Origin of the sequence: Thermoactinomyces vulgaris (assembly GCF_005886755.1) — a bacterium.
In the GTDB taxonomy this organism is placed as follows: Bacteria; Bacillota; Bacilli; order Thermoactinomycetales; family Thermoactinomycetaceae; genus Thermoactinomyces; species Thermoactinomyces vulgaris.
This window is the reverse complement of sequence record NZ_CP039710.1, coordinates 1,176,321-1,197,044: the sequence shown is the minus strand read 5'-3', so window position 1 is coordinate 1,197,044 and position 20,724 is coordinate 1,176,321. Positions and strand designations below refer to the sequence as shown.

21 protein-coding genes are annotated in these 20,724 nt (G+C 49.9%); 1 reads left to right on the top strand and 20 read right to left on the bottom strand.

Features of this window, described 5'->3' with window-relative positions:
- Window positions 1-26: 26 nt before the first annotated feature.
- The 6 genes from recG to FA954_RS06185 form a co-directional block, all read right to left on the bottom strand.
- A complete protein-coding gene (gene recG / locus FA954_RS06210; RefSeq protein ID WP_037994861.1) occupies window positions 27-2,078 on the bottom strand; it encodes an ATP-dependent DNA helicase RecG in 2,052 nt (683 codons plus the stop codon).
- Entirely contained in the window at window positions 2,075-2,959 is an 885-nt protein-coding gene (gene sdaAA / locus FA954_RS06205) for an L-serine ammonia-lyase, iron-sulfur-dependent, subunit alpha (RefSeq protein WP_037994864.1), read from the bottom strand. The genes recG and sdaAA overlap by 4 nt, the downstream gene beginning before the upstream one ends.
- A gap of 61 nt (window positions 2,960-3,020) precedes the next feature.
- Window positions 3,021-3,677 carry an L-serine ammonia-lyase, iron-sulfur-dependent subunit beta gene (gene sdaAB / locus FA954_RS06200; protein WP_037994867.1) on the bottom strand — a complete coding sequence of 219 codons (657 nt, stop codon included), beginning with the start codon at window positions 3,675-3,677 and terminating at the stop codon, window positions 3,021-3,023.
- A gap of 31 nt (window positions 3,678-3,708) precedes the next feature.
- Entirely contained in the window at window positions 3,709-4,578 is an 870-nt protein-coding gene (locus tag FA954_RS06195) for a DegV family protein (protein ID WP_037994869.1), read from the bottom strand.
- Between the two features lie 12 nt (window positions 4,579-4,590).
- The gene (locus tag FA954_RS06190; RefSeq protein ID WP_037994871.1) at window positions 4,591-6,273 is read right to left on the bottom strand and encodes a DAK2 domain-containing protein; all 1,683 of its coding nucleotides are present in this window, start codon (window positions 6,271-6,273) and stop codon (window positions 4,591-4,593) included.
- An 11-nt stretch (window positions 6,274-6,284) separates the two neighbouring features.
- Window positions 6,285-6,650 carry an Asp23/Gls24 family envelope stress response protein gene (locus tag FA954_RS06185; RefSeq protein WP_037994873.1) on the bottom strand — a complete coding sequence of 122 codons (366 nt, stop codon included), beginning with the start codon at window positions 6,648-6,650 and terminating at the stop codon, window positions 6,285-6,287.
- Window positions 6,651-6,865: 215 nt separating this feature from the next.
- Between FA954_RS06185 and rpmB the strand changes: the two genes are divergently transcribed.
- Window positions 6,866-7,054, top strand: a complete 189-nt coding sequence (gene rpmB, locus FA954_RS06180) for a 50S ribosomal protein L28 (protein WP_037994875.1) — start codon at window positions 6,866-6,868, stop codon at window positions 7,052-7,054.
- A 50-nt stretch (window positions 7,055-7,104) separates the two neighbouring features.
- Here the strand turns inward: rpmB and spoVM are convergent, their stop codons facing one another.
- The 14 genes from spoVM to def form a co-directional block, all read right to left on the bottom strand.
- Entirely contained in the window at window positions 7,105-7,191 is an 87-nt protein-coding gene (spoVM, locus tag FA954_RS06175; RefSeq protein WP_037994876.1) for a stage V sporulation protein SpoVM, read from the bottom strand.
- Between the two features lie 183 nt (window positions 7,192-7,374).
- Window positions 7,375-8,037 carry a thiamine diphosphokinase gene (locus FA954_RS06170; RefSeq protein ID WP_037994878.1) on the bottom strand — a complete coding sequence of 221 codons (663 nt, stop codon included), beginning with the start codon at window positions 8,035-8,037 and terminating at the stop codon, window positions 7,375-7,377.
- Entirely contained in the window at window positions 8,038-8,586 is a 549-nt protein-coding gene (thiT, locus tag FA954_RS06165; protein WP_037994880.1) for an energy-coupled thiamine transporter ThiT, read from the bottom strand.
- A 17-nt stretch (window positions 8,587-8,603) separates the two neighbouring features.
- Window positions 8,604-9,263 carry a ribulose-phosphate 3-epimerase gene (gene rpe, locus FA954_RS06160; RefSeq protein ID WP_037994881.1) on the bottom strand — a complete coding sequence of 220 codons (660 nt, stop codon included), beginning with the start codon at window positions 9,261-9,263 and terminating at the stop codon, window positions 8,604-8,606.
- Window positions 9,263-10,156, bottom strand: a complete 894-nt coding sequence (gene rsgA / locus FA954_RS06155) for a ribosome small subunit-dependent GTPase A (RefSeq protein WP_037994884.1) — start codon at window positions 10,154-10,156, stop codon at window positions 9,263-9,265. Before rsgA ends, rpe begins: the two co-directional genes overlap by 1 nt.
- A gap of 26 nt (window positions 10,157-10,182) precedes the next feature.
- Complete coding sequence (pknB, locus tag FA954_RS06150; RefSeq protein ID WP_082240658.1) at window positions 10,183-11,850, bottom strand: Stk1 family PASTA domain-containing Ser/Thr kinase; 1,668 nt, start codon at window positions 11,848-11,850, stop codon at window positions 10,183-10,185.
- 33 nt (window positions 11,851-11,883) lie between these two features.
- Entirely contained in the window at window positions 11,884-12,636 is a 753-nt protein-coding gene (locus tag FA954_RS06145; protein ID WP_037995113.1) for a Stp1/IreP family PP2C-type Ser/Thr phosphatase, read from the bottom strand.
- Window positions 12,637-12,753: 117 nt separating this feature from the next.
- On the bottom strand, window positions 12,754-13,794 hold the full coding sequence (gene rlmN, locus FA954_RS06140; RefSeq protein ID WP_037994886.1) for a dual-specificity RNA methyltransferase RlmN: 1,041 nt from the start codon (window positions 13,792-13,794) through the stop codon (window positions 12,754-12,756).
- A gap of 161 nt (window positions 13,795-13,955) precedes the next feature.
- On the bottom strand, window positions 13,956-15,110 hold the full coding sequence (locus FA954_RS06135; RefSeq protein WP_037994889.1) for a Ger(x)C family spore germination protein: 1,155 nt from the start codon (window positions 15,108-15,110) through the stop codon (window positions 13,956-13,958).
- Window positions 15,100-16,245, bottom strand: coding sequence for a GerAB/ArcD/ProY family transporter (locus tag FA954_RS06130; RefSeq protein ID WP_037994891.1), 1,146 nt, complete (start codon window positions 16,243-16,245; stop codon window positions 15,100-15,102). Before FA954_RS06130 ends, FA954_RS06135 begins: the two co-directional genes overlap by 11 nt.
- Window positions 16,235-17,815 (bottom strand): spore germination protein, encoded by a 1,581-nt coding sequence (locus FA954_RS06125; protein ID WP_049720274.1) that lies wholly within the window; start codon window positions 17,813-17,815, stop codon window positions 16,235-16,237. The genes FA954_RS06130 and FA954_RS06125 overlap by 11 nt, the downstream gene beginning before the upstream one ends.
- Window positions 17,816-17,944: 129 nt before the next feature.
- Window positions 17,945-19,312 (bottom strand): 16S rRNA (cytosine(967)-C(5))-methyltransferase RsmB, encoded by a 1,368-nt coding sequence (gene rsmB / locus FA954_RS06120; RefSeq protein WP_037994896.1) that lies wholly within the window; start codon window positions 19,310-19,312, stop codon window positions 17,945-17,947.
- Window positions 19,305-20,228, bottom strand: coding sequence for a methionyl-tRNA formyltransferase (gene fmt, locus FA954_RS06115; RefSeq protein WP_037995116.1), 924 nt, complete (start codon window positions 20,226-20,228; stop codon window positions 19,305-19,307). The genes rsmB and fmt overlap by 8 nt, the downstream gene beginning before the upstream one ends.
- Window positions 20,229-20,248: 20 nt before the next feature.
- Entirely contained in the window at window positions 20,249-20,719 is a 471-nt protein-coding gene (def, locus tag FA954_RS06110) for a peptide deformylase (protein WP_037995118.1), read from the bottom strand.
- Window positions 20,720-20,724: the final 5 nt, after the last annotated feature.

Genomic DNA, 20,724 nt, shown 5'->3' with positions numbered 1-20,724 from the left:
CATCCATGACCGGTTTCAGACCTGTTTCAGTCAAAATTGACTTCCGTCAGGTTTTGTGCACACAGATATTCATATAAAGGTTTGGTTTCTTCCGAGGTCGCAAAATCATCGCGGCTGACATATTCCGCCGCATCGGCGCGGGCGTATTCCAAAACGGTCAAATCCTGGTTTAGATCCGCCACTTTAAAATCAGGAAGCCCGCTTTGCTTCACCCCCAAAAAATCGCCGGGCCCCCTCAGCATCAAATCGCGTCGGGAAATCTCAAATCCATCCGTGGTTTCGGTCATAATCCGCATCCGCTCATTGCCGGTTTCCGATTTGGGGTTGGCCACCAGAATACAGGTGGAAGCCCCCCCTCCCCGGCCCACACGGCCGCGCAACTGATGCAACTGAGCCAGCCCGAACCGGTCGGCATCATAAATCACCATGACGGTAGCATTGGGAACATTGACTCCGACTTCCACCACGGTGGTGGATACAAGAACCTGCACATCATTTTCGGCAAACGAACGCATCACTTCTTCTTTTTCCGCTGGCGACATGCGCCCGTGCAACAATCCGACCCGAAGGGGCGCCAACTCGGTCACAAGCTGTTCAAACACTTCTTGCGCATTTTCCAGGTCCAGTTTTTCCGATTCTTCGATCAGCGGGCAAATCACATAGGCTTGCCGCCCGTTTTGGCATTCTTTCCGGATAAAATTCACGATGCGCGGCCACAATTCTTTTTTTACCCAATACGTATCGACCGGTTGTCTTCCCTTTGGCATCTCATCGATCGTGGAAACATCCATTTCGCCAAACACTGTAATGGACAGCGTCCGCGGAATGGGCGTTGCCGTCATGTGCAACACATCCGGCACTTCCCCTTTTTCCCTGAACATCGCCCGCTGTTTCACCCCGAAACGGTGTTGCTCATCGGTAATAACCAAGCCCAATTTCCGGAATTCCACCACTTCCTGAATCAAAGCGTGGGTCCCCACGACCACATCCGCAAGCCCCATCTTGATTTGGCCTTGCGCCTCTCTTTTTTCCCGCGCCGTCATGCTTCCCGTCAGCGTAATCACATTTAACCCCCAAGGAGACAATAACCCCTGCAACGAAGAAGCGTGTTGCTCCGCCAAAATTTCGGTGGGCACCATGATTGCCCCCTGATACCCGCTCAAATAATTGGCATATAACGCGATGGCGGCCACAACCGTTTTTCCGGAACCAACATCCCCCTGCAGCAGGCGGTTCATCTGAACCGGTTCGCGGAGATCATTGAGAATTTCGCGTGTCACCCTTTGTTGGGCTCCGGTCAAGGGAAAGGAAAGTCCGGCGATGAATTGCTCCACTTTTTCATCCGGAAACGCATGCGCCAGCCCTTTTCCCTTCGTCCGGTGGATCCGGCGCAACCACATGATTTTTAATTCGTACAGAAACAGCTCTTCGTAAACCATGCGCCTCCGCGCCTGTCTCCCTTCTTCTTTTCCTTTGGGAAAATGCAGATAATACATGGCGGTGGCCCGCGGAATCAACCGGTACTTGTTCCTTAATGCATGCGGCAAAATCTCCCCGATCTCCTGTCCGTACGCTTGAAAGGCTGAATGAATCAATTTGCGGAGCCAGTTCACCTTGACTTTTCCGCTGACGGAGTAAACCGGTTCAAACCGGCCGGCATATTTTTCGATTTCCGACGGACTGATCCACGTGCGATCCGCTGTCAGTTGCATCCGGTTCCGGTCCCATTTTCCGGAGACGACAATCGTTTTGCCGGCTTGCAGTTTATCTTTTAAAAACGCCTGGTTAAACCAAACCACTTGGACGGGAATGCCTCGAACCAGGAGTTTCAGCGTCATTCTTGATTTTTTCTTTCCGTACCAACGAACACTTGGTTGCCCGTAAACTTGCCCTTCCACCGTGACCCGCTCTTCATGCCGGGCTTCAGACAAGTCGCTCAGTCGATAGTCTTCATAACGATATGGGAAATAGGACAATAAATCAGCGATCGAATGGATCCCCAACTCGGCAAGGGCTTCTTTTTTCTGTTTCCCCACTCCGGGAAGAACTTCCACGGAAATCTCTTTCAGTTTCTTCATTTTCCGGAATTCCCGAAAACCCGCTGTTCCAATGCCCTTCCCGTCGGAGTGTCCGCAAGCCCTCCCAGAGCCGTTTCCTTCAAGGCGGCCGGCATGGATTGGCCGATTTTGTACATGGCATCAATCACTTCGTCGGCAGGAATCACACTCTTCACTCCGGCCATCGCCATATCTGCCGCAACCAGCGCAATGGAAGCCCCCATGGCATTTCGTTTCACACAGGGCGCTTCCACCAAACCGGCAACCGGATCGCAAACCAGCCCCAACATGTTTTTTAACGCAATGGCAACCGCTTCTGCCGACATCGAAGGGGTTCCTCCGGCCATCTCCACCACAGCGGCGGCGGCCATGGCGGTCGCTGAACCCACTTCAGCCTGACATCCCCCGGCGGCTCCGGAAATACATGCATTATTGGCAATGCAAAATCCGATGGCCCCGGCTGTAAATAAAGCGCGAACCATCGTTTCCCGGTCCGATTGCAATTTGTCAGCCGCTGCATGAATGGCTCCGGGTAAAATCCCGCAAGCTCCGGCAGTTGGGGTTGCGACAATCGTTCCCATGGCGGCATTCACTTCGGACACGGCCGTGGCCTTTGAAACCGCATCCAAAACCGTGGTGCCGGATAAAAACACGCCTTTTTTCCGGTATTCCCGGATTTTTTTCGCATCGCCACCGGTAATGCCGCTGTGAGACCGAATTTCTTCCGTCAATCCCCGTTCGATCGCTTCTGTCATCACATCCAGATTTTTTCCCATTTCCTCCACGATCTCTGCCCGCGGACGATTCATCACTTCCTCCTCATGCCGGATCATCACTTCGGAGATCGGGATTTTCAGGGTTTGAGCCACTTCTGTCAATTCCCTCACGGTACGAAATCTCATCAACGAAACCCCCTTTTCACAGAAAACCGCCGTCATCTGTGAAGAAACGGCGGTGGTGAAACTATAAAACCGTTACAGCATGGATATCCTCCAAGTCGCGAATTTCCGCTTGCACCTTTTCGTCCACCGGTTGATCCGTCTCGATGGACATCAGTGCCTGCAAACCTTTTTCCTTGCGCGACACCTGCATAAATGCAATGTTAATTTGATGCTCGGCAAGGACACCGGCAACACGCGCGACCGCTCCGTATTTGTCTTGATGCAATACGAACAAAACCGGCCCGTTCCCTGACAGACGAAGTTCAAAACCATTTAATTCCACAATTTCCATTTTTCCGCCACCGATGGATACCCCAACGATTTCCAGACTTCCCGCTTCGTCCTCCAGCCGGATCCGGGCCGTGTTGGGATGGTCCGTGATTTCATCGGATTCATGAAAGCGGATTGTTATGCCTTCTTGTTCGGCGATTTGAAGCGCATGCACCATCCGCTTGTCAAAAGTGTCAAAATCGAGCAATCCGCCTGCCAAAGCGACATCCGTCCCGTGGCCGCGGTAAGTTTTGGCGAAGGAGCCGTACAATGTAATCTCTGCCCGGCTCGGTTTTCGTCCGAAAATGGTCCGTGCCGCTCTGCCGATACGGGCTGCACCTGCCGTATGGGAACTGGACGGCCCGATCATCACCGGGCCGATAATATCAAAAACCGTCCGATATTTCATAAACTCCACCTCTTCAGACTGCTTTCCCGGCTCACAGCCGGTCCAGGGGCACAATGATGCAGCCGATGGTTCCGGGCCCGGCATGTGTCCCCACGGCAGGCCCGATATCCACTACATGTTGTTCCCGGATGTCAAACAGTTCCTGAGCCCGTGCCATCCATTGTTCCGCTTGCTCTCTTTTGGCTGCATGGATCACCGCCAAGGCAACCGGACGGCCCGACGCTTTCTTTTTCAAACCGTCAAACACTTTTTGGACCGCCTTTTTATTTCCCCGCGCCTTATCAACAGCTTCCACTTCCCCGTCATCATTGACAGTAATGATGGGCTTGATGTTTAACAAGGTACCGACAAAGGCAGCCGCTTTTCCGATCCGGCCGCCTTTATGCAAATATTCCAGGGTATCGACCAAAGCAAGCAATTTTTGTTCCTGCCGGATCTTCATCGCCATGGACAACAGTTCCGAAAACGGCTTGCCTTCTTTGGCGGCACGCGCCACCAGAACGACAATCACCCCCAAACAGTAGGTGACGGTTTTGGTGTCAACCACTTCAATTTTGACATCGGGATATTCTTCCTCCACCATTGATTTTGCCAGCAAAGCAGATTGATAAGTCCCGCTCATTCTCGATGAAATATGAAAAGATATGATTTCTTTGGCCCCGTCAAAAACGGCTCGTTTAAACGCGCTGACAATATCCAGCGGAGAAGGTTGTGAAGTGGTTGGCAATTGATCCGTCCGGCTCATTTTCAGATAAAACTCATCCGGAGTGATGTTGATTCCGTCCTGATAAGATTCCCCATCCAAATGCACATTGATCGGGATGACCGTGATGTCCAATTCTTTTGCAAGTGACTTGGGAATATCTGCCGTACTGTCTGTAATGATTTTAACGTTCCCCATTTGATCCTCCCCTTACTCAACCGCAAACAAGTAGTAATAAACCGGCTGACCGCCGTCATACAATTCGATTTCCACATCGGGATATTGATCTTCCAAGGTTTGCACCAGGTCTTGTGCCTCAGCTTCTTCCAACGCTTCTCCATAGAAGATCGTCACAATGTCCGTGTCCTCTTCAATCATGTCAGCCAGCAAAGCCAAGGACGTTTGCTTTAAGTCCTTGTCGACGACTTCGATTTTGCCTTCCAGGATGCCAAGATAATTTCCTTGCTCAATCTGATACCCATCCACTTGGGAATCACGTACAGCCACGGTGATTTCGCCCGATTTCACTTCTTGGAAAGCTTCCGTCATATTCTCCTTGTTTTCTTCAGGCGAAACGGTTGCATCAAAAGACAACAACGCTGCCATCCCCTGCGGAATCGTGCGTGTCGGCAAAACATGCACCGGCTGGCCCACCACTTCTCCCACTTGTTCTGCGGTTAAAATAATATTTTTATTATTCGGGAGGATAATCACATGCTCTGCATGGAGTTGTTCCACGGCACGAACCAAATCCTCCGTGCTCGGATTCATTGTTTGGCCGCCTTCAATCACCACATCCGCGCCCATCGAACGGAAAATGTCCGCAATTCCTTTCCCGGACGCGACGGCCACAATGCCATATGGAGTCTTTTCAGCCGGCTTTTCTTCCGCTTTGGCCTTCGGTGCCGGTGTTTTGTTGACCACATCGTCATATTGCTCGCGCATATTTTCAATTTTGATTTTTTTCAGGTCGCCGAATTTCATTGCAAAGTTCAGCACGTCTCCGGGATATTCGGCGTGAATGTGGACTTTCACCAGCTCGTCATCGGAGACGACCAAGATGGAATCCCCAAATTGCTCCAATGCCCGTCGGAATTCCGCCTCCTCAAAGACTTCGGTTTCCCGGCGGTCCGTCATCAGGTTCACCATAAATTCGGTGCAATATCCGAACTGAATGTCAGCCGGATCCAATTTGGACTGCGCCGACTCATGAGCCAGATCCGATATGGACGACAGATCATCCGGGAGGACTTCGGAAGCATCGTCCTCTTCCCCTCTCAAGGCGGCAAGCATTCCCTCATAAATATAGACCAAGCCTTGTCCACCGGCATCCACCACCCCGGCTTGCCTTAACACGGGCAAGAACTCCGGGGTCTTTGATAACGCTTTTTTTGCTTCGGTTAAAACGGTATTCATCACAACGGACGGATCATCGGCCGCAAGCGCCTGTTTCTTTCCAGCCTCTGCCGCTTCGCGCGCCACGGTCAGAATGGTTCCTTCCACCGGCTTGATCACTGCTTTGTAAGCCGTATCGACCCCTCGCTGAAACGCATCGGCCAGCTGGTGAGACGAAATAAACTCCTTATCCGCCACTGCTTTGGAAAAACCACGAAATAGCTGAGAAAGAATCACGCCGGAGTTTCCTCGTGCTCCCATTAACAAACCTTTTGCGAGCGCTTGCGCCAATTCCCCAACGGTCCCGGCGGTTGCAGAAGCTTTTTCCATCTCTTTGACACCGGAACTGATGGTTAAACTCATGTTGGTTCCCGTATCACCGTCAGGCACGGGGAAGACGTTTAATGCATTCACTTTTTCTGCGTTTTTGTTGAGTGCCCTGGCACCCGCCCGCATCATCTGTAAAAACTGTGATGTATGGATTTGTTGCTTTGTCACAATGCTCCTCCTTACTCTTCATTCACCAGTCGAACACCTTGTACAAAGATGTTCACTTTATTGGCTTTGACTCCAATAATTTCACTGAGCGTGTATTTCACTTTTGACTGCACATTACTCGCCACTTCCGAAATTTTGGTGCCGTAGCCGACAATGATGTACAGATCGATCACAATCTCGCCGTTTTCTTCACGGACTTCGATTCCCTTACTCAAGTTCTCTTTTCGCAATAATTCCGTAATCCCGTCTTTCAATTGACTGCGTGATGCCATGCCGACCAATCCGTAACAATCCATTGCCGCGATCCCGGCAACCGTGGCAATCACATCATTGGTCACTTCAATCTGTCCAAGTTGTGTGGCTATTTCAACGCTCATTTTGATTCCTCCCAAATGAGGTACTTATTCCAGCTAGGTCAATTGTACAATATTAACATAACGAATAAAAGAGCAATAATATTCATCATACTGAACCTGTCAACTCCTTGCAAGCAGCGGGGAGGTATGCTAAAATGACCAGGTGTTTAGTCCATAAAGTTACCGGTTGGTAACGTTTCATCGGTTGGAACGAGTGAGAAACAGGAGGTGTCGACATGGCTCGTCGTTGTTTTGTAACCGGAAAACAAGGGCATGCTGGAAATAAAGTAAGCCATTCTCACCGCAAAACGCGGAGAAAATGGGGCGCCAATGTCCAAAAAGTCCGCATTCTTGTAGACGGAAAACCAAAGCGCGTGTACGTAAGCACCCGCGCATTGAAATCCGGCAAGGTTACCCGTGTATAATGCCAGGAAAAAAGCACCGTGAAGAGGTGCTTTTTTTGTGGTTTCTTTTTTTATTGCGGATCTTTTTTAAAAGCGGCCAGGATAACTTTTACCATCCCGCCCAAAAACTTCGGCAATTTAAACGTGTAAAATTTCACCAGGATCACCCCTCATTTCAACAATTCACCAGGATCGACAAAAGGAAGAATACCCTATTTTTCAACTTATTTATATTCTATAGATGAGAATGTGTACCTAGAACCTCCGGAAAAATCCTGAAAGACGAGCCTGAATTTTTCTTCCCGAAACAAGAAAAACCTGCGGCACACCGCAGGTTTTGTTTATTCCCGGCTTTCGACCACCAAACAAATCCCTTTTTCAACCGAAACGAAAGCCGGCACTTTCACCAACTCATTGCTGATCCCCCGGGTTCGTCCCCGGTACAACGTTTCCTTTTTGAGCGGATATTTCAATCCGTCCGTCTCAATCCCGGTCACTTTCCGGGAAACCGGAAGCAACGAAACATATTGAAAATCTTTGCTGTCTATCCTCATCTTTCCCGGTCCCGAAAGCAACCGCAACCGGTTCGCAGGATGAAGCATGGTTGCATTTTTGCCCTCTTCCTTTAACCATTCCAACAATCCGATGTTGGCCAGCATATGGTCCGCCCGGTCTCCGCCCAGCGCTCCCAGGATCAAAATTTCGTTCGGTTTTTGCCGGATGGCGCAAAGGAGAGCAAAATGTAAATCGGTCACTTCTTTTTCGGCGGGAAGCGGAATAACCCGCACTCCCTTTTGCTTCAACGTTTCGATATAGCCAATGCCCGTGGTGTCAAAATCCCCCACGGCAATATCCGGAACCAATCCGTGTGCTTCCAGGCTCATGGCCCCTGCATCCGCCGTAATAATCAGATCCGTTTCCGGACGAATGAGTCCCGCCTCAAAACGGGTAAAATCACCGCCGGCAATCACAACCACCCTGTTTTTTTCCAATCTCTTCACCATCTATCCCTGTCTTCTGATCAGTTGCGGCGCCGACCGGCAAATTCCCGCCATGATGAGGAAGGTCAGGATCACTTCCGGCAAAATGTACGACAGGTTATACACCAGCGAATACAGATAGACGGATTGGCCGGCGGGAGTGAATGCTTTGAAAAAAATAACCCCGGACAGGAAATGGGCCGTCAGCCGCAATCCGCCGGACAAGAGAAGTCCCAAAGAAAGGAAGAGCAATGGCCTTTTCGCTGCTTCACCCATCCGGACCCATCCGGCAACCCCCAAGGCCCCGAAAGCAAGCGGGTAGTCCAGAACGGCCTGAGCCGGATGAATCACAGTGCCTCCCAACATCCATAACAACAACCCGGTGATTCCTCCGCAAATGACCCCCGCTTTGGCCCCGCGGCGAAAAGCCACTGCCGCAATCGGAACCATGGAAAAGGTCACCGAACCACCGTTGGGCCATAAATGAAACGGAATCATCAACTTATGAAGTACTATGGCAATTGCAGCCATCATTGCGATTTCAATCATTGTGACCAGTTTTTTGCCCGCCATTTTCTCCACCTTTTTGTTTATTTTTCAGCCGCCTGCCGGATGGCTTTGATCGCCTCTGCCCGCTTCTTCTGTCCGAAGATTGCCGAACCTGCCACCAACACATTGGCTCCGTACTCCACCGCCAAGCGGGCCGTTTCCGGCTGAATGCCGCCATCCACTTCGATATCCACATGCATCCGGCCCTGCTCGTCCAACATTTTCCGGACCTCCCGGATTTTCGGCAACACATTTTGAATAAACCGTTGTCCGCCGAACCCCGGATTCACCGTCATCAATAAAACCAGATCCACCTCCGGCAAAACCGGTTCCAGCATTTGCACGGGCGTTGCCGGATTAATCACCACGCCGGCCTTCACTCCCCGTTCTTTCACATAAGAAACCGTCCGGTGCAAATGCCGGCAGGCCTCTTGATGAACGGAGATCAAATCGGCCCCGGCTTTGACAAAATCGTCAATATACCGGTCCGGCTCTTCGATCATTAAATGGACATCCAAGGGCAAACCGGTATGGGGGCGGATCGCTTCGACAACCAGTGGCCCCATCGTGATATTCGGCACAAAATGCCCATCCATCACATCCACATGGATCCAGTCGGCTCCGCCTTTTTCCACTTCCTGAATCTCCTTTTTCAAATTGGCAAAGTCCGCGGACAATATCGAGGGGGCAATCTTAATCATCAGGTATATCTCCTTTCCAATGCCTCTTTAATCTCTGTCAAAAACTGTGTATAGTGCTGATACCGCTTTTCGTCCATCTGTCCCTGACGGAGCGCTTCTTTGACCGCACAATCCGGTTCATTAATGTGCAGGCAACCTCGAAACCGGCATTCCGGAGCGCGCTGGCGGATCTCGGGAAAACAATCCCCCAGCTCAGCCGGTTCCATGCCTTTGAAATGGAGTTGGCTAAAACCGGGCGTATCCGCCACTTGACCTCCTTCCGGCAAAGAAAGCAGCTCCACTTGCCGGGTAGTATGGCGCCCACGCCCGATTTTGTCACTCACCTTCCCGGTTTCAAGCTTTTGCCCGGGCAGCAATTCATTTAACAGAGAACTCTTTCCGACACCGGATTGACCGGCGAAAACGGAGACTTTTCCTTTGAGGTGTTGTTTCAGTTCATCAATTCCTTCTCCGGTTTTGATGCTCGTCTCAATAACGGGATAACCTGCCGGTTCATATACCGACCGGATTTTTTCAATTTCTTGTTCATTTTTCACCAAGTCTTTTTTAGTCAAAACAATAACCATCTTCAACCCTTCGCGTTCCCCGTGAACCAGGAAACGGTCCAGCGGCATGGGCTGAAAACGGGGACGTTTGAGGGAACCCACCACAATCGCTTGATCCACATTGGCGATCGGCGGACGGACTAATTCAGAAGAACGGGGTTGAACGGAGGTCACCACGCCTTCGTCCAACCCCGTTTGTTCGATTTCCACCAAATCGCCAACCAGCGGAGTCAGCTTTTTCTTTTCAAATTTAAAAACGCCACGCGCCCGGCATTGAATCACTTTCCCTTCATCCGTGCGCACGTAGTAAAACCCGCTGATTGCTTTTACGATTTGTCCAAAGGGCATCGGAGACCTCCTTTTTCCATCATCATTTACCAAGAATCAATTTTTCTGCATTCAGGCATTGTCTTGATATAAGTGAATGCTTTCACAGTGGCCCCTTTTTCGATCGGCGTGCCCGGTTTGGGATCCTGATCATACACTTGTGCATGATCAGCCGGTTTCCCGCCGGAATCAGGGCATCTCCAAAGCTCAAAGTTAAAATCACTGGCATTTTTATACTGACGAAGTGCCGATTCATACTTACCTAAAAAATTTGGAACCGTCACATCGCCAGCGCCCACTTTCACCTTAAACACTGTCGAAGAATCAATCTTATCTCCGGCTTTTGGTTCTTGCTCCACAATTTTATTTAAATCTCCGGATACGTAAGAAACCTGAGCCTCTGGCAGACCGTGCTCTTTAATAAAAGCATTCAATTCATCCAATGTTTCAAAATCATCGGCCACCAATTGCTCCTGATGTTTACCGGCCGAATCACTTCCATCCCCGGTAAACAGTCCCCAAACGGTGGTAAAGCCCCAGATGCTCAACATGACGATGACTGCAATGGTAAAGAGGCCAAATAACAGCTTTTGCCACCAGGGCAACTTGGCTTGCACATTTTCGAGCCAGACAACCGTCCGTTGCAGGACCGTTTTTTCTTTGTCACCGGAAACATTCTTCAGCCGCTCCAGATTGGTCAGCGTGCGCTCCCCGAGCCCTTGCGTTTGGCCCTTTTGCGGGGACGGTTCTTTTTTGCCGGAGCGAATCTCCGGACGCTGTACCGGCGACTCATATTGTTCGTCATTGTTCGACGATTCTTCATTCAACGGAATCGTCTGGAACATTTCCTGTCCTTGATTCCGTTGGTGATTCACCCAATTGGCTTCCATATGAGGCGTCAATTGGACCGCATACTGGATGCTTTTCATCATGTCACGGGCTGATTCGAACCGGTCTTCCGGATTTTTGCTCAAGGCCCGCATGACGATTTCCGCAACATTATCCGGAATATTCGAGTTATATTTCCGGGGGTCTTCAGGTGTTTCCTGTAAATGTTTCAATGCAATGCTGATGGCTGAATCCCCGTCAAACGGAATTCTTCCGGTCAACATTTCATACAATACGATTCCCAACGAATATAAGTCCGATTTTTCGCCAATCACCCCGCCCCGGGCTTGTTCCGGTGAAAAGTAATGAACCGACCCCATCACCGATCCTTGTTGGGTGATCGTGGACGAGCTGGCGGCACGGGCAATTCCGAAGTCTGTCACTTTGGCGCGCCCGTTGGGACCGAGCAAAATATTGTGGGGCTTGATGTCCCGGTGCACAATCTGATTCTCATGGGCATGGGCCAATCCGTCACAAATCTGAACGGCAATCGTTGCCGCTTCCTGAACGGGCAGTGGACCGCGCTCCTGAATGTACTGCTTCAAGGTCGGACCTTCCACCAATTCCATCACGATGTAATGCGTAAAGTGATCGCGCCCCACATCATAAACATTGACAATATTGGGGTGAGACAAACTTGCAGCAGCCTGGGCTTCCCGGCTGAATCGACGTATAAATTCCGAATCATTACTGAGGGATTCACTCAGAACCTTGATGGCGACATATCTGTTTAAAAGCACATCTTTTGCTTTGTATACAACGGCCATCCCTCCGCCGCCGACGCGGCTGACGATTTCATAACGTCCCCCCAGCTTCTTCCCTTCCATCTGCATGGTCACCTCGTTCCTCCTTGCACCCGATTAAGATGTCGCTGACCTTCCTGTATGCCTTAGTAAGATAAGGGAAATATTATCTGTTCCGCCGGCGTCCAACGCCATTTTTATTAACTGATCCGCTTTCTCATCCAAGGACATGGTTCTGGAAGATAAGACAAGCCCGATTTCCCTCTCGCTAACCATTGTAGTCAGTCCGTCTGAGCAAAGGAGCAACGTGTCTCCCTGATTCCACGGTGTATTGATCAAATCCACTTCCACTTCTTCACTGGTTCCGACTGCCCGGACGATCATATTGCGTTGCGGATGATTCGCCGCTTCTTCTTCGGTGATTTGCCCATGTTTTTTCAAAAGATTGACATAGGAATGATCTTCGGTCAATTGATAGAGCCCGCCATTATGCAGCATATATGCCCGGCTGTCCCCAACATGGGCCAAGACAACTTCTTTGGTGTCCACAATGGATGCGATCACCGTTGTACCCATCCCTTTATATTGGTTATTCTCAGCTGCCATATTATATACGGTTTCGTTCGCTTTTCCTACTGCATGAAGAAGTAAGTCACTTTTTTCATCCGTAGATATATCCAAGGGTTGGGCTGAGACCACCTGTTCAATGGTTTCCACGGTTTTGCTGCTGGCTACGTCTCCAGCTTGATGCCCGCCCATTCCATCCGCAACAATGGCAATCACAGCCCCGGATTTGGTCACAATCAGACCTGTGCTGTCTTCGTTCAGATCACGCACACGTCCGATGTCTGTGCGCCGAGCTAGCTCCATTCCGGTTACCCCTTTCCCTTTCAGTTTCCCTTGGTTGAAATGCAATAAAGAGGAAATGACGTTTCTCAACCTTCGCGTTTTCCTCGGGAATCGATTGCATGCCGCCCGAAAAATTCTTCATTTTGACTGGTTGTGTTTGGCCCGCAATTGTCCGCATGCCGCATCAATGTCATGTCCTTGTTCTCTGCGGATGGTTGTATTGATATGATATGAGTCCAAAATCCGTTTAAACTCAAAAATTTGTTCCCGCGGCGTCCGGGTGTAATTGCGTTCCGGAACGTAGTTAACCGGAATCAAATTGACCAGACAATTTTTCCCTTGAAGCAGTTGCCCCAGTTCGTGGGCATGTTCATCCTGGTCGTTTTTCCCGCCGATCAAGGCGTATTCAAAAGTGAGTCGGCGTCCGGTCTCATTGATGTAGTACCAACACGCTTCCAAAAGTTCAGCGAGCGGGTACTTCCGGCTGATGGGCATCAATTTCTTGCGCAATTCCTGATTGGGCGCATGCAGAGAAATGGCCAAACCCACTTGCCAATTTTCATCGGCAAACCGATAAATATTTGGCACCACTCCACTGGTGGAAACGGTAATATGTCTTTGCCCGATATTTAAACCATGCGAATCATTGATCGTGCGAACAAAACGCATGGTGGCATCGTAGTTTTCAAAAGGCTCACCGGAACCCATGACAACAACCGATTTTACTCTTTCATTCGTTTGGTCCAAATATTTTTGAGCCATCATCACTTGCGCGACAATTTCACCACTGGAAAGGTTCCGTTTCAATCCGCCCAGTGTGGATGCACAAAACGTACATCCCAACCGGCAACCCACTTGGGTTGTCACACAAACGCTGATTCCGTAATTGTGCCGCATGACCACGGTCTCAATGGCATGTTGGTCATGCAAACCAAACAAGAATTTCACCGTACCGTCTTTGGAAACCTGGCGGGTGATGATTTGAAGCGGTGCCAGATGAAAATGCTCCTCCAAGGTTTCCCTCAACGTTTTGGGAAGATTCGTCATCTCCCGGAATGAATCAACGCGTTTCACATAAAGCCAATCCATCACCTGTTTGGCCCGGAATGCCGGTTGATTCCTTTCTTTCATCCATTCCATCCACATTTCATAAGTCAAATCGTATGCAAAAGGTTTCATAAATGATCTCACCAATTCCTAACTAGCCATCCATCTTGAACAGGGAACGCCTGTTCAAAACTTTTCTTATTATATCATAGTCCTAATGAAAGAAAAGGGACAGCTCGTGAAGATTTTTGTGTCCTTTCTGACAGATATTGCGGCTTCTCCTCCCCCCTGTGTCACTTCGACTCCAACCCGGCTCTTCGCAAGTCCACGTCATAATGGATGCGGATCGGTATTTTGGAAAAGTCTTTTTCCCAGTTCAACCGGTGATACAGTTTCGGGTAGTATGCATTCACAAATTTGCCGAAGGCAAAGATATCTGTATTGTACTCTTTTTGGGCCAGATCAATCAGCTTTTTCGCAGATTTATCATATTCATGTTGAACCATATTACTGAGCATCTGGTATTTTTGCGGTTGATCCAGCTTATACGAAGTACACTCTTTGACGGTAATTTCTCCTTCCACGCTCACGTTCACATCGATCGCCGGTTCCTTGTCCGAAATGTGAATTTTGCTGGAGGATGATTTGGGGTAAAACACAATTTGCCCTTTCTGTTGTTGGGGGCAATCGATCATCACCGGCCATCCGGGTTTGTGTTCCCGGACATTTAGCAATGCATTGACCAAAGGCGGTTTCAAAACCCCGAGCAGGCGGTCATCTTTAAAAATGCCGATTCCGTTCCAAACATAGCGGTTATCGGAGACGCGGAAAACATTCAAGATCGGTGCCCGTTTGGCCGGATTGGACAATTCCTCAAAAAACTCCCCCAAAACCATCGACGGAAAACGCCCATTTTTGATTCCGGTTTCGATCGATTCCCGCAAATAATCAATGGGAATTTCTTCGAGACGAACCTGAACGTCCAAGGCATTCTTCGCCTCGCCTTGAATGATCACCGGCCACAAATGGCGCCGGATTTGTTGATTTCGCCTCAATCCTTCAATCAAATCCCTGGTCCCGTTTTTCGCCAACTCCTCACCGATCAACAAAATTTGAGTGTGTCCCGTAAACAAAGGGAAATTGGTTTCATTCTCGATTTGCATGAATGCTTCCTGGAGGGTGCGTCCTTCCTCCGAAAATAATTCGACAGCTCCGGCTCCTCCGCCTCCACCCCCATCGTCTTCACCGCCACCGCCGCCGACGGTTTTGCGGGGGTTCGGGATTTGGATTGACACTTTATGCCCCAACGGGCTTTGATCCACCGCCAATGCCACCACAACGGCCCGTTTTTCAATTTCGATCGCATCCCAACATCCGCTGGTCAACAGCAGTGAGAATACTGAAAGAATGATCACCCATCTTTTTCTTTGGAGAAGATTAAATTTCATCGCGAACTTCTCCTTTCTTTTTGCGAATCACGGCAACCAACAACAAAACCACCGGAATGATGACGGAAATGACGGCATCATAAAGCCCGATCCGATCGGCATAAATCCCCACTTCCTGTGTATTCTCCGGAATCAATGCCAAGTACAAAAAAACCGGGACGGCGAGAAAAGCAATCCAGCGGCGGTACCGTTCGGAGAGGCGAAAATACTCGATGATGATTTGAACCAAAGCCGAAAACAAATTGACCACCGATGTATAACCCGCAACCAGCCAAATTGATAAAATGGCGGATTCGATCCGCTCAAATAAAATGTCTTCCATCTTGACCACTTTGGCCACTTCCAAGACGGGGAACATCAAATTATTCACCTCGTCAATTCCAAAAACACTTAAGGAAATGGCACACAAGTACCAATACGAAATGGTGATGGCGAGGATGGAAATCATATTTGCTTTTTTCATTTTCTCCGGTTGTTGATAAAACCCGGAAAAAATCATCACCACTTGAAATCCGGCAAAAGCAAAAGCGCCTCCCATCAACGCTTTCGGCAAGACCATCGGATCCAGTTGAAAGAGTGGCAGAATGTTGGTGATTTCCCCGCTTTGAAACAAGGCATATATCATGGACAAAAAAGGGATCAACGTGATCGGGAACAAAAACTCGTTCAATTTGGCAATCACTCCGAGATCACTTCCCGCACCAATAGCCGCCGCCAAAAGGAAAATAAGCATCACGGCTTCCACGGGGGTGCGCGGCAACATGGTCGTCACGACGGTTTCCCCAAAAATGCGCACGACTGACGCCGTCCCCATGACAAAAAAAAGTGCCACCATCAACAAAAAGGGAAAACTGATGACATATCCGACCCACTTTCTTTTTCGGGATCCCAAAATGTAAGGGGCAAACTGCACCAGTGTCATTCCGGGAAACCGCTGACAAAGTCTGGTTATCAAATACACTAGGATCGCCACGACCACCCCGGACAAAAGGATCACCCAAATCATATCGTTTCCGGCCGATTCCCCGACCGACCTTGGCAAACTCAAGACACCGGCTCCAAAAATGGTTGAATAAAGAAGCGTGAAAGCCTGATAGGAAGTGATGACTTGTTTGGATGCGGTTTTACGATCCATCTTTGGTCCCTCCCTCTTTCAAGCGGATTTTATTATGTGGCTGATAGATGGTCGGTCGTTTTTTCATCCACGGCCACGGGATGCGGATCAGGGAGTCTCTGAGATCCCGCAAATTCAAGGGGGCAAACGGAGACATGTACGGAACGCCAAAAGACCGGAGCTGGACCAGATGCAAAAGCAAAAGCATCAATCCGATCATGATGCCAAATAACCCGAACATCGCTGCGACGATCATGAACGGAAAGCGAAGCAGACGGATCGAAATGGCTGCGTTGTAATTGGGATTGGCGTACGAACTGATTGTCGTCAAACCGACCACAATCACAAAGGCGGGGGAAACCAATCCGGCGGTCACCGCCGCGTTTCCAATGACCAGCGCCCCGACAATCCCGATGGTCGGCCCGATTGGTCCCGGGAGGCGAATGCTTGCTTCCCGCAAAATTTCCACACTGATTTCCATGATCAATGCCTCCACAATCGCCGAAAACGGCACGGTGGCCCGCCCCGCAGCCATCGCAAGCATCAGGTCGGAAGGGATCATTTCGGGATGAAACGAAATGAAAGCAATGTAAAGCGCCGGCAACAATAATGCGATAAACAAACTGAGCAAACGGATAAGCCTCAGGAACGTCGATATCAAATAACGTTCGTAATAATCCTCCGGACTGTTGTAAAACTGGCTGAATACCGCCGGGGCAATCAGCGCTTGGGGGGCTCCGTCCACCAGCACGGCCACTTTCCCTTCCAACAAATGCGAGACGACCGTGTCCGGCCTTTCCGTGTTTTGTAACAGCGGAAACGGCGTCCACATTTGATCCTGAATCATCTCTTCAATATAACCAGCTTCCAAAATCCCGTCGATTTTGATGCGTTTGATCCGCTCTTCCACTTCTTGCACGATGTATTTTTCGCTGATCTCTTCAATATACAAGACGGCAACCGTCGTCTTTGTCCTTTTTCCCACCGGGATATACTTCACACGCAAGGATGGATCCCGCAGACGATGGCGGATCATGGACAAACTGAAATTCAGGGTTTCACTCAATCCTTCACGGGGCCCTCGCACCACTTGTTCCGCCCGTGGTTCATCGACACCCCGGGTGGCCCAACCTTTCGAGCCGACAATCAACCCTTTTTCGGAACCATCCACCAATAAAACGGTGTCCCCTCCCAACACACCTTCCAAGACTTTTCTCATCTGATCGACTTCTTCCGTCTCTCCGGCCTCCACTTCGTTGACAACCGCTTTCCACGGATCCGACAACTCTGCCCCGGTTTTTTCCAGCTTGATCAGTGGCCGGATTAAAAAATTTTGGATCAACTCTTTATTGATTAACTCATCAAAAAAGATCACGGCCGCTTTCTTCCGGGGTTGGTCAATCGTGAATTCGCGAATCACCAAATCTGAAGAATCACCCAGAACATTTTTGATAAATTCCAAGTTTTGGTCCAAATCCGGATAGACGGGTGTTTCCTCTTTTACTGCTTTATTTAATTGTTGCTCATTATGTTCTTCCAACTTCTGTTTCTTTTTGCATTCCCTTTTTAAGAAACGATTCGGTCTTCTCATCAAGCATCACCATCCATAACTTCCCACCAAGCCCGGGAAATCATGCATCGTGGATTGAAATAAAAAATCAGCGGGATGTTGTTCCCGCTGATTCATGGCACATGGGCGCACTCCACCCTGAACATATTATCAATGTTTGATCATCCGTGAAATAAAAAAACCATCACTTAAAAAATCGTGCGGCAGGATTTGAATCCAACCGTCCCCCGAATGGACCCGGTTTTTCAACGGGTCCGGCAATTTTTCCTTCCAGGTGTTGTCACCGGAAAAATCCGGATGCCTTTTTAAAAAGGACTCTACCTGCTCCCAATTTTCACGCGATTCCCATGTGCAGGTGCTGTACACGAGAACCCCGCCCGGTTTCAATAACGGGGCGGCCGCATCCAGCAACTCTTTTTGCAATTGTGCCAACGCCTCAATATTTTCCGCTTCTTTGCCCCATTTTAAATCCGGTTTGCGACGGATCACTCCCAATCCGGAACAGGGGGCATCGAGCAAAATGGCATCAAACGTATGCGGTTGAAAGGGTCCGGGCAGGTTCCGCCCGTCCAGTTGCCGGACGGAAATAATATCAATTCCAAGTCGCGAAGCATTGGACCGGATCAGGGAAAGTTTGTGGTCATGGACATCACAGGCCACAATGTGTCCCTGATTCCCCATCAATTCCGCCAAATGCGTCGTTTTCCCTCCGGGAGCCGCGCAGACATCCAACACCTTCATTCCGGGTGCCGGCGCCAAAACTCGCGCCACCAACATCGAGCTTTCATCTTGAATGGTGCAATACCCTTCCCGGAACCACGGGGTGAACGCCGGGTTTCCACCGCCTGAAATCGTGACCCCTTCCGGTGCGATTCCGGATGCCTCTGCCTGGCCGGTTCCGGTTGCATTCCACTCTTTGATGAATACATCCGGATCCATCTTCAGCCTGTTCACCCGGACACTCACCCGGGGGGGATGGTGATTGGAAAGCAATGCCGCTTTCGTTTCTTCCTCCCCGTATGCCTGTTCCATCCGTTCGATTATCCACTCGGGATGGGAATACGAAACCGCTTTTTCCGCCAGGGTTTGCGGATTCTTTTTCGGTGTCAACCGGTGCCGGTTCCTTAAAAAAGAACGCAACACCCCGTTGACCAGGCCGCTGATGCCCCGGTGCCCCCTCTTTTTGCTGATTTGCACCGTTTCGTAAATCGCCGCCCGCTCCGGAATCTTATCCAGATAAAGCAATTGATAAATCCCGAGCCGCAACAATTGGCGGACCCAGAGTTCCAAAGAGCCGACACCTTTTTTCACCAACTGGTTCAAAATCCAATCCAGTGTGTTTTTCCGTTGGATCGTTCCATAAACCAGTTCAGTCACCAGGCGCTTGTCCTTCTCATTCAACGGGGACGCTTGCAGCGCCTGATTCAAAAGCAAATTGCTGTATGCTTGTCTTTCTTCCCATTTCTCCAAAATGGAAAGAGCGGTTTCCCGGGCATTGACCTCCCTTTGTTTAGTCACCGAACCGATCTCCTGCCTTCATCTGCCGGCCGTTGATAAATTGCCTGGCCGGCATGGGTTTTTTTCCGGAAGGCTGTACCTCCGTCAATCGCAGCAATCCTTTGCCGGTGGCCACCACAATGCCATTGTTATCAAGCCGGATTACCGTGCCGGGCTCGCCTTGGGTTTCTTCATTCACCACCGAAGCCTTCCAAATTTTAAACGGTTTTCCCTTCCACAATGTATAGGCCACCGGCCACGGGCACAAGCCGCGGATTTGACAATCCAGTTCCTGAGCAGTTCGTTCCCAGTCGATTTTTTCATCTTCGCGGGTGATATTGGGGGCAAAAGTCGCCTGCTCATCATCTTGAGGAACGGCCTGCACCGTGCCGTCCAGAATGGAAGGAAGAACTTCTTTTAATAATTCTGCGCCAAGATTTGCCAATTTATCATGCATGGTCCCCACATTATCCCCGGAGGTGATCGGAATCGCCCGTTGCAAGAGCATGTCCCCGGCATCCAGCGCTTTGACCATGTACATGATCGTCACCCCGGTTTCCTTTTCCCCGTTGATAATGGCATGGTGGATCGGAGCCCCTCCCCGGTATTTGGGCAACAACGAGGCATGAACATTGATGCATCCGTATTTGGGGGCATTTAAAACCGGCTCCGGCAAAATTTGTCCGTATGCCGCGGTCACAATCAAGTCCGGCTGAAGTTCCAAAACCTGACGGATGGCTTCTTCTGATCTCAATTTTTGCGGCTGGAACACCGGCAGATCATGTTTTATGGCTTCCACCTTGACCGGGGGCGGCGTTAACACTTTTTTTCTGCCTTTGGGGCGGTCCGGCTGGGTCACCACCCCGATCACTTCCACCTGATCCTTCTCTTCCAGCAACAAACGCAAAGAGGGCACAGCAAAATCCGGCGTGCCCATAAATAACACTCTGGCTTTGCTCAATCCAATTCCTCCTCCGGACGGAATACGCGGTCAGCAATATCAATAAACAATACACCGTTTAAATGATCCACTTCGTGTTGCAATGCCCGGGCCAAATAACCTTCCGCCTCGATTTCAACCGGATTTCCGTCCCGGTCCTGCCCGGTGACTTTCACCCATTGTGCCCGCCGCACTTCCCCCAACAGATTGGGAATGCTCAAGCACCCTTCCGGCGGAGCAAGTTGTTCCCCTTTCTTCTCAACGATTTCGGGATTCACGATTTCCATCAACCCTTCCCCGACATCGACGACAATCACTCTTTTTAATATCCCGACTTGCGGAGCCGCCAACCCGACACCTTTTGCATCATACATGGTTTCTGCCATGTCATCGAGCAGTTTGTGAAGCCGTGCGTTGAATTTTTGAACCGGCCGGGCTTTTTTCTTCAAGACCGGATCCGGGTATTGAACAATGTTGCGAATTGCCATCATCA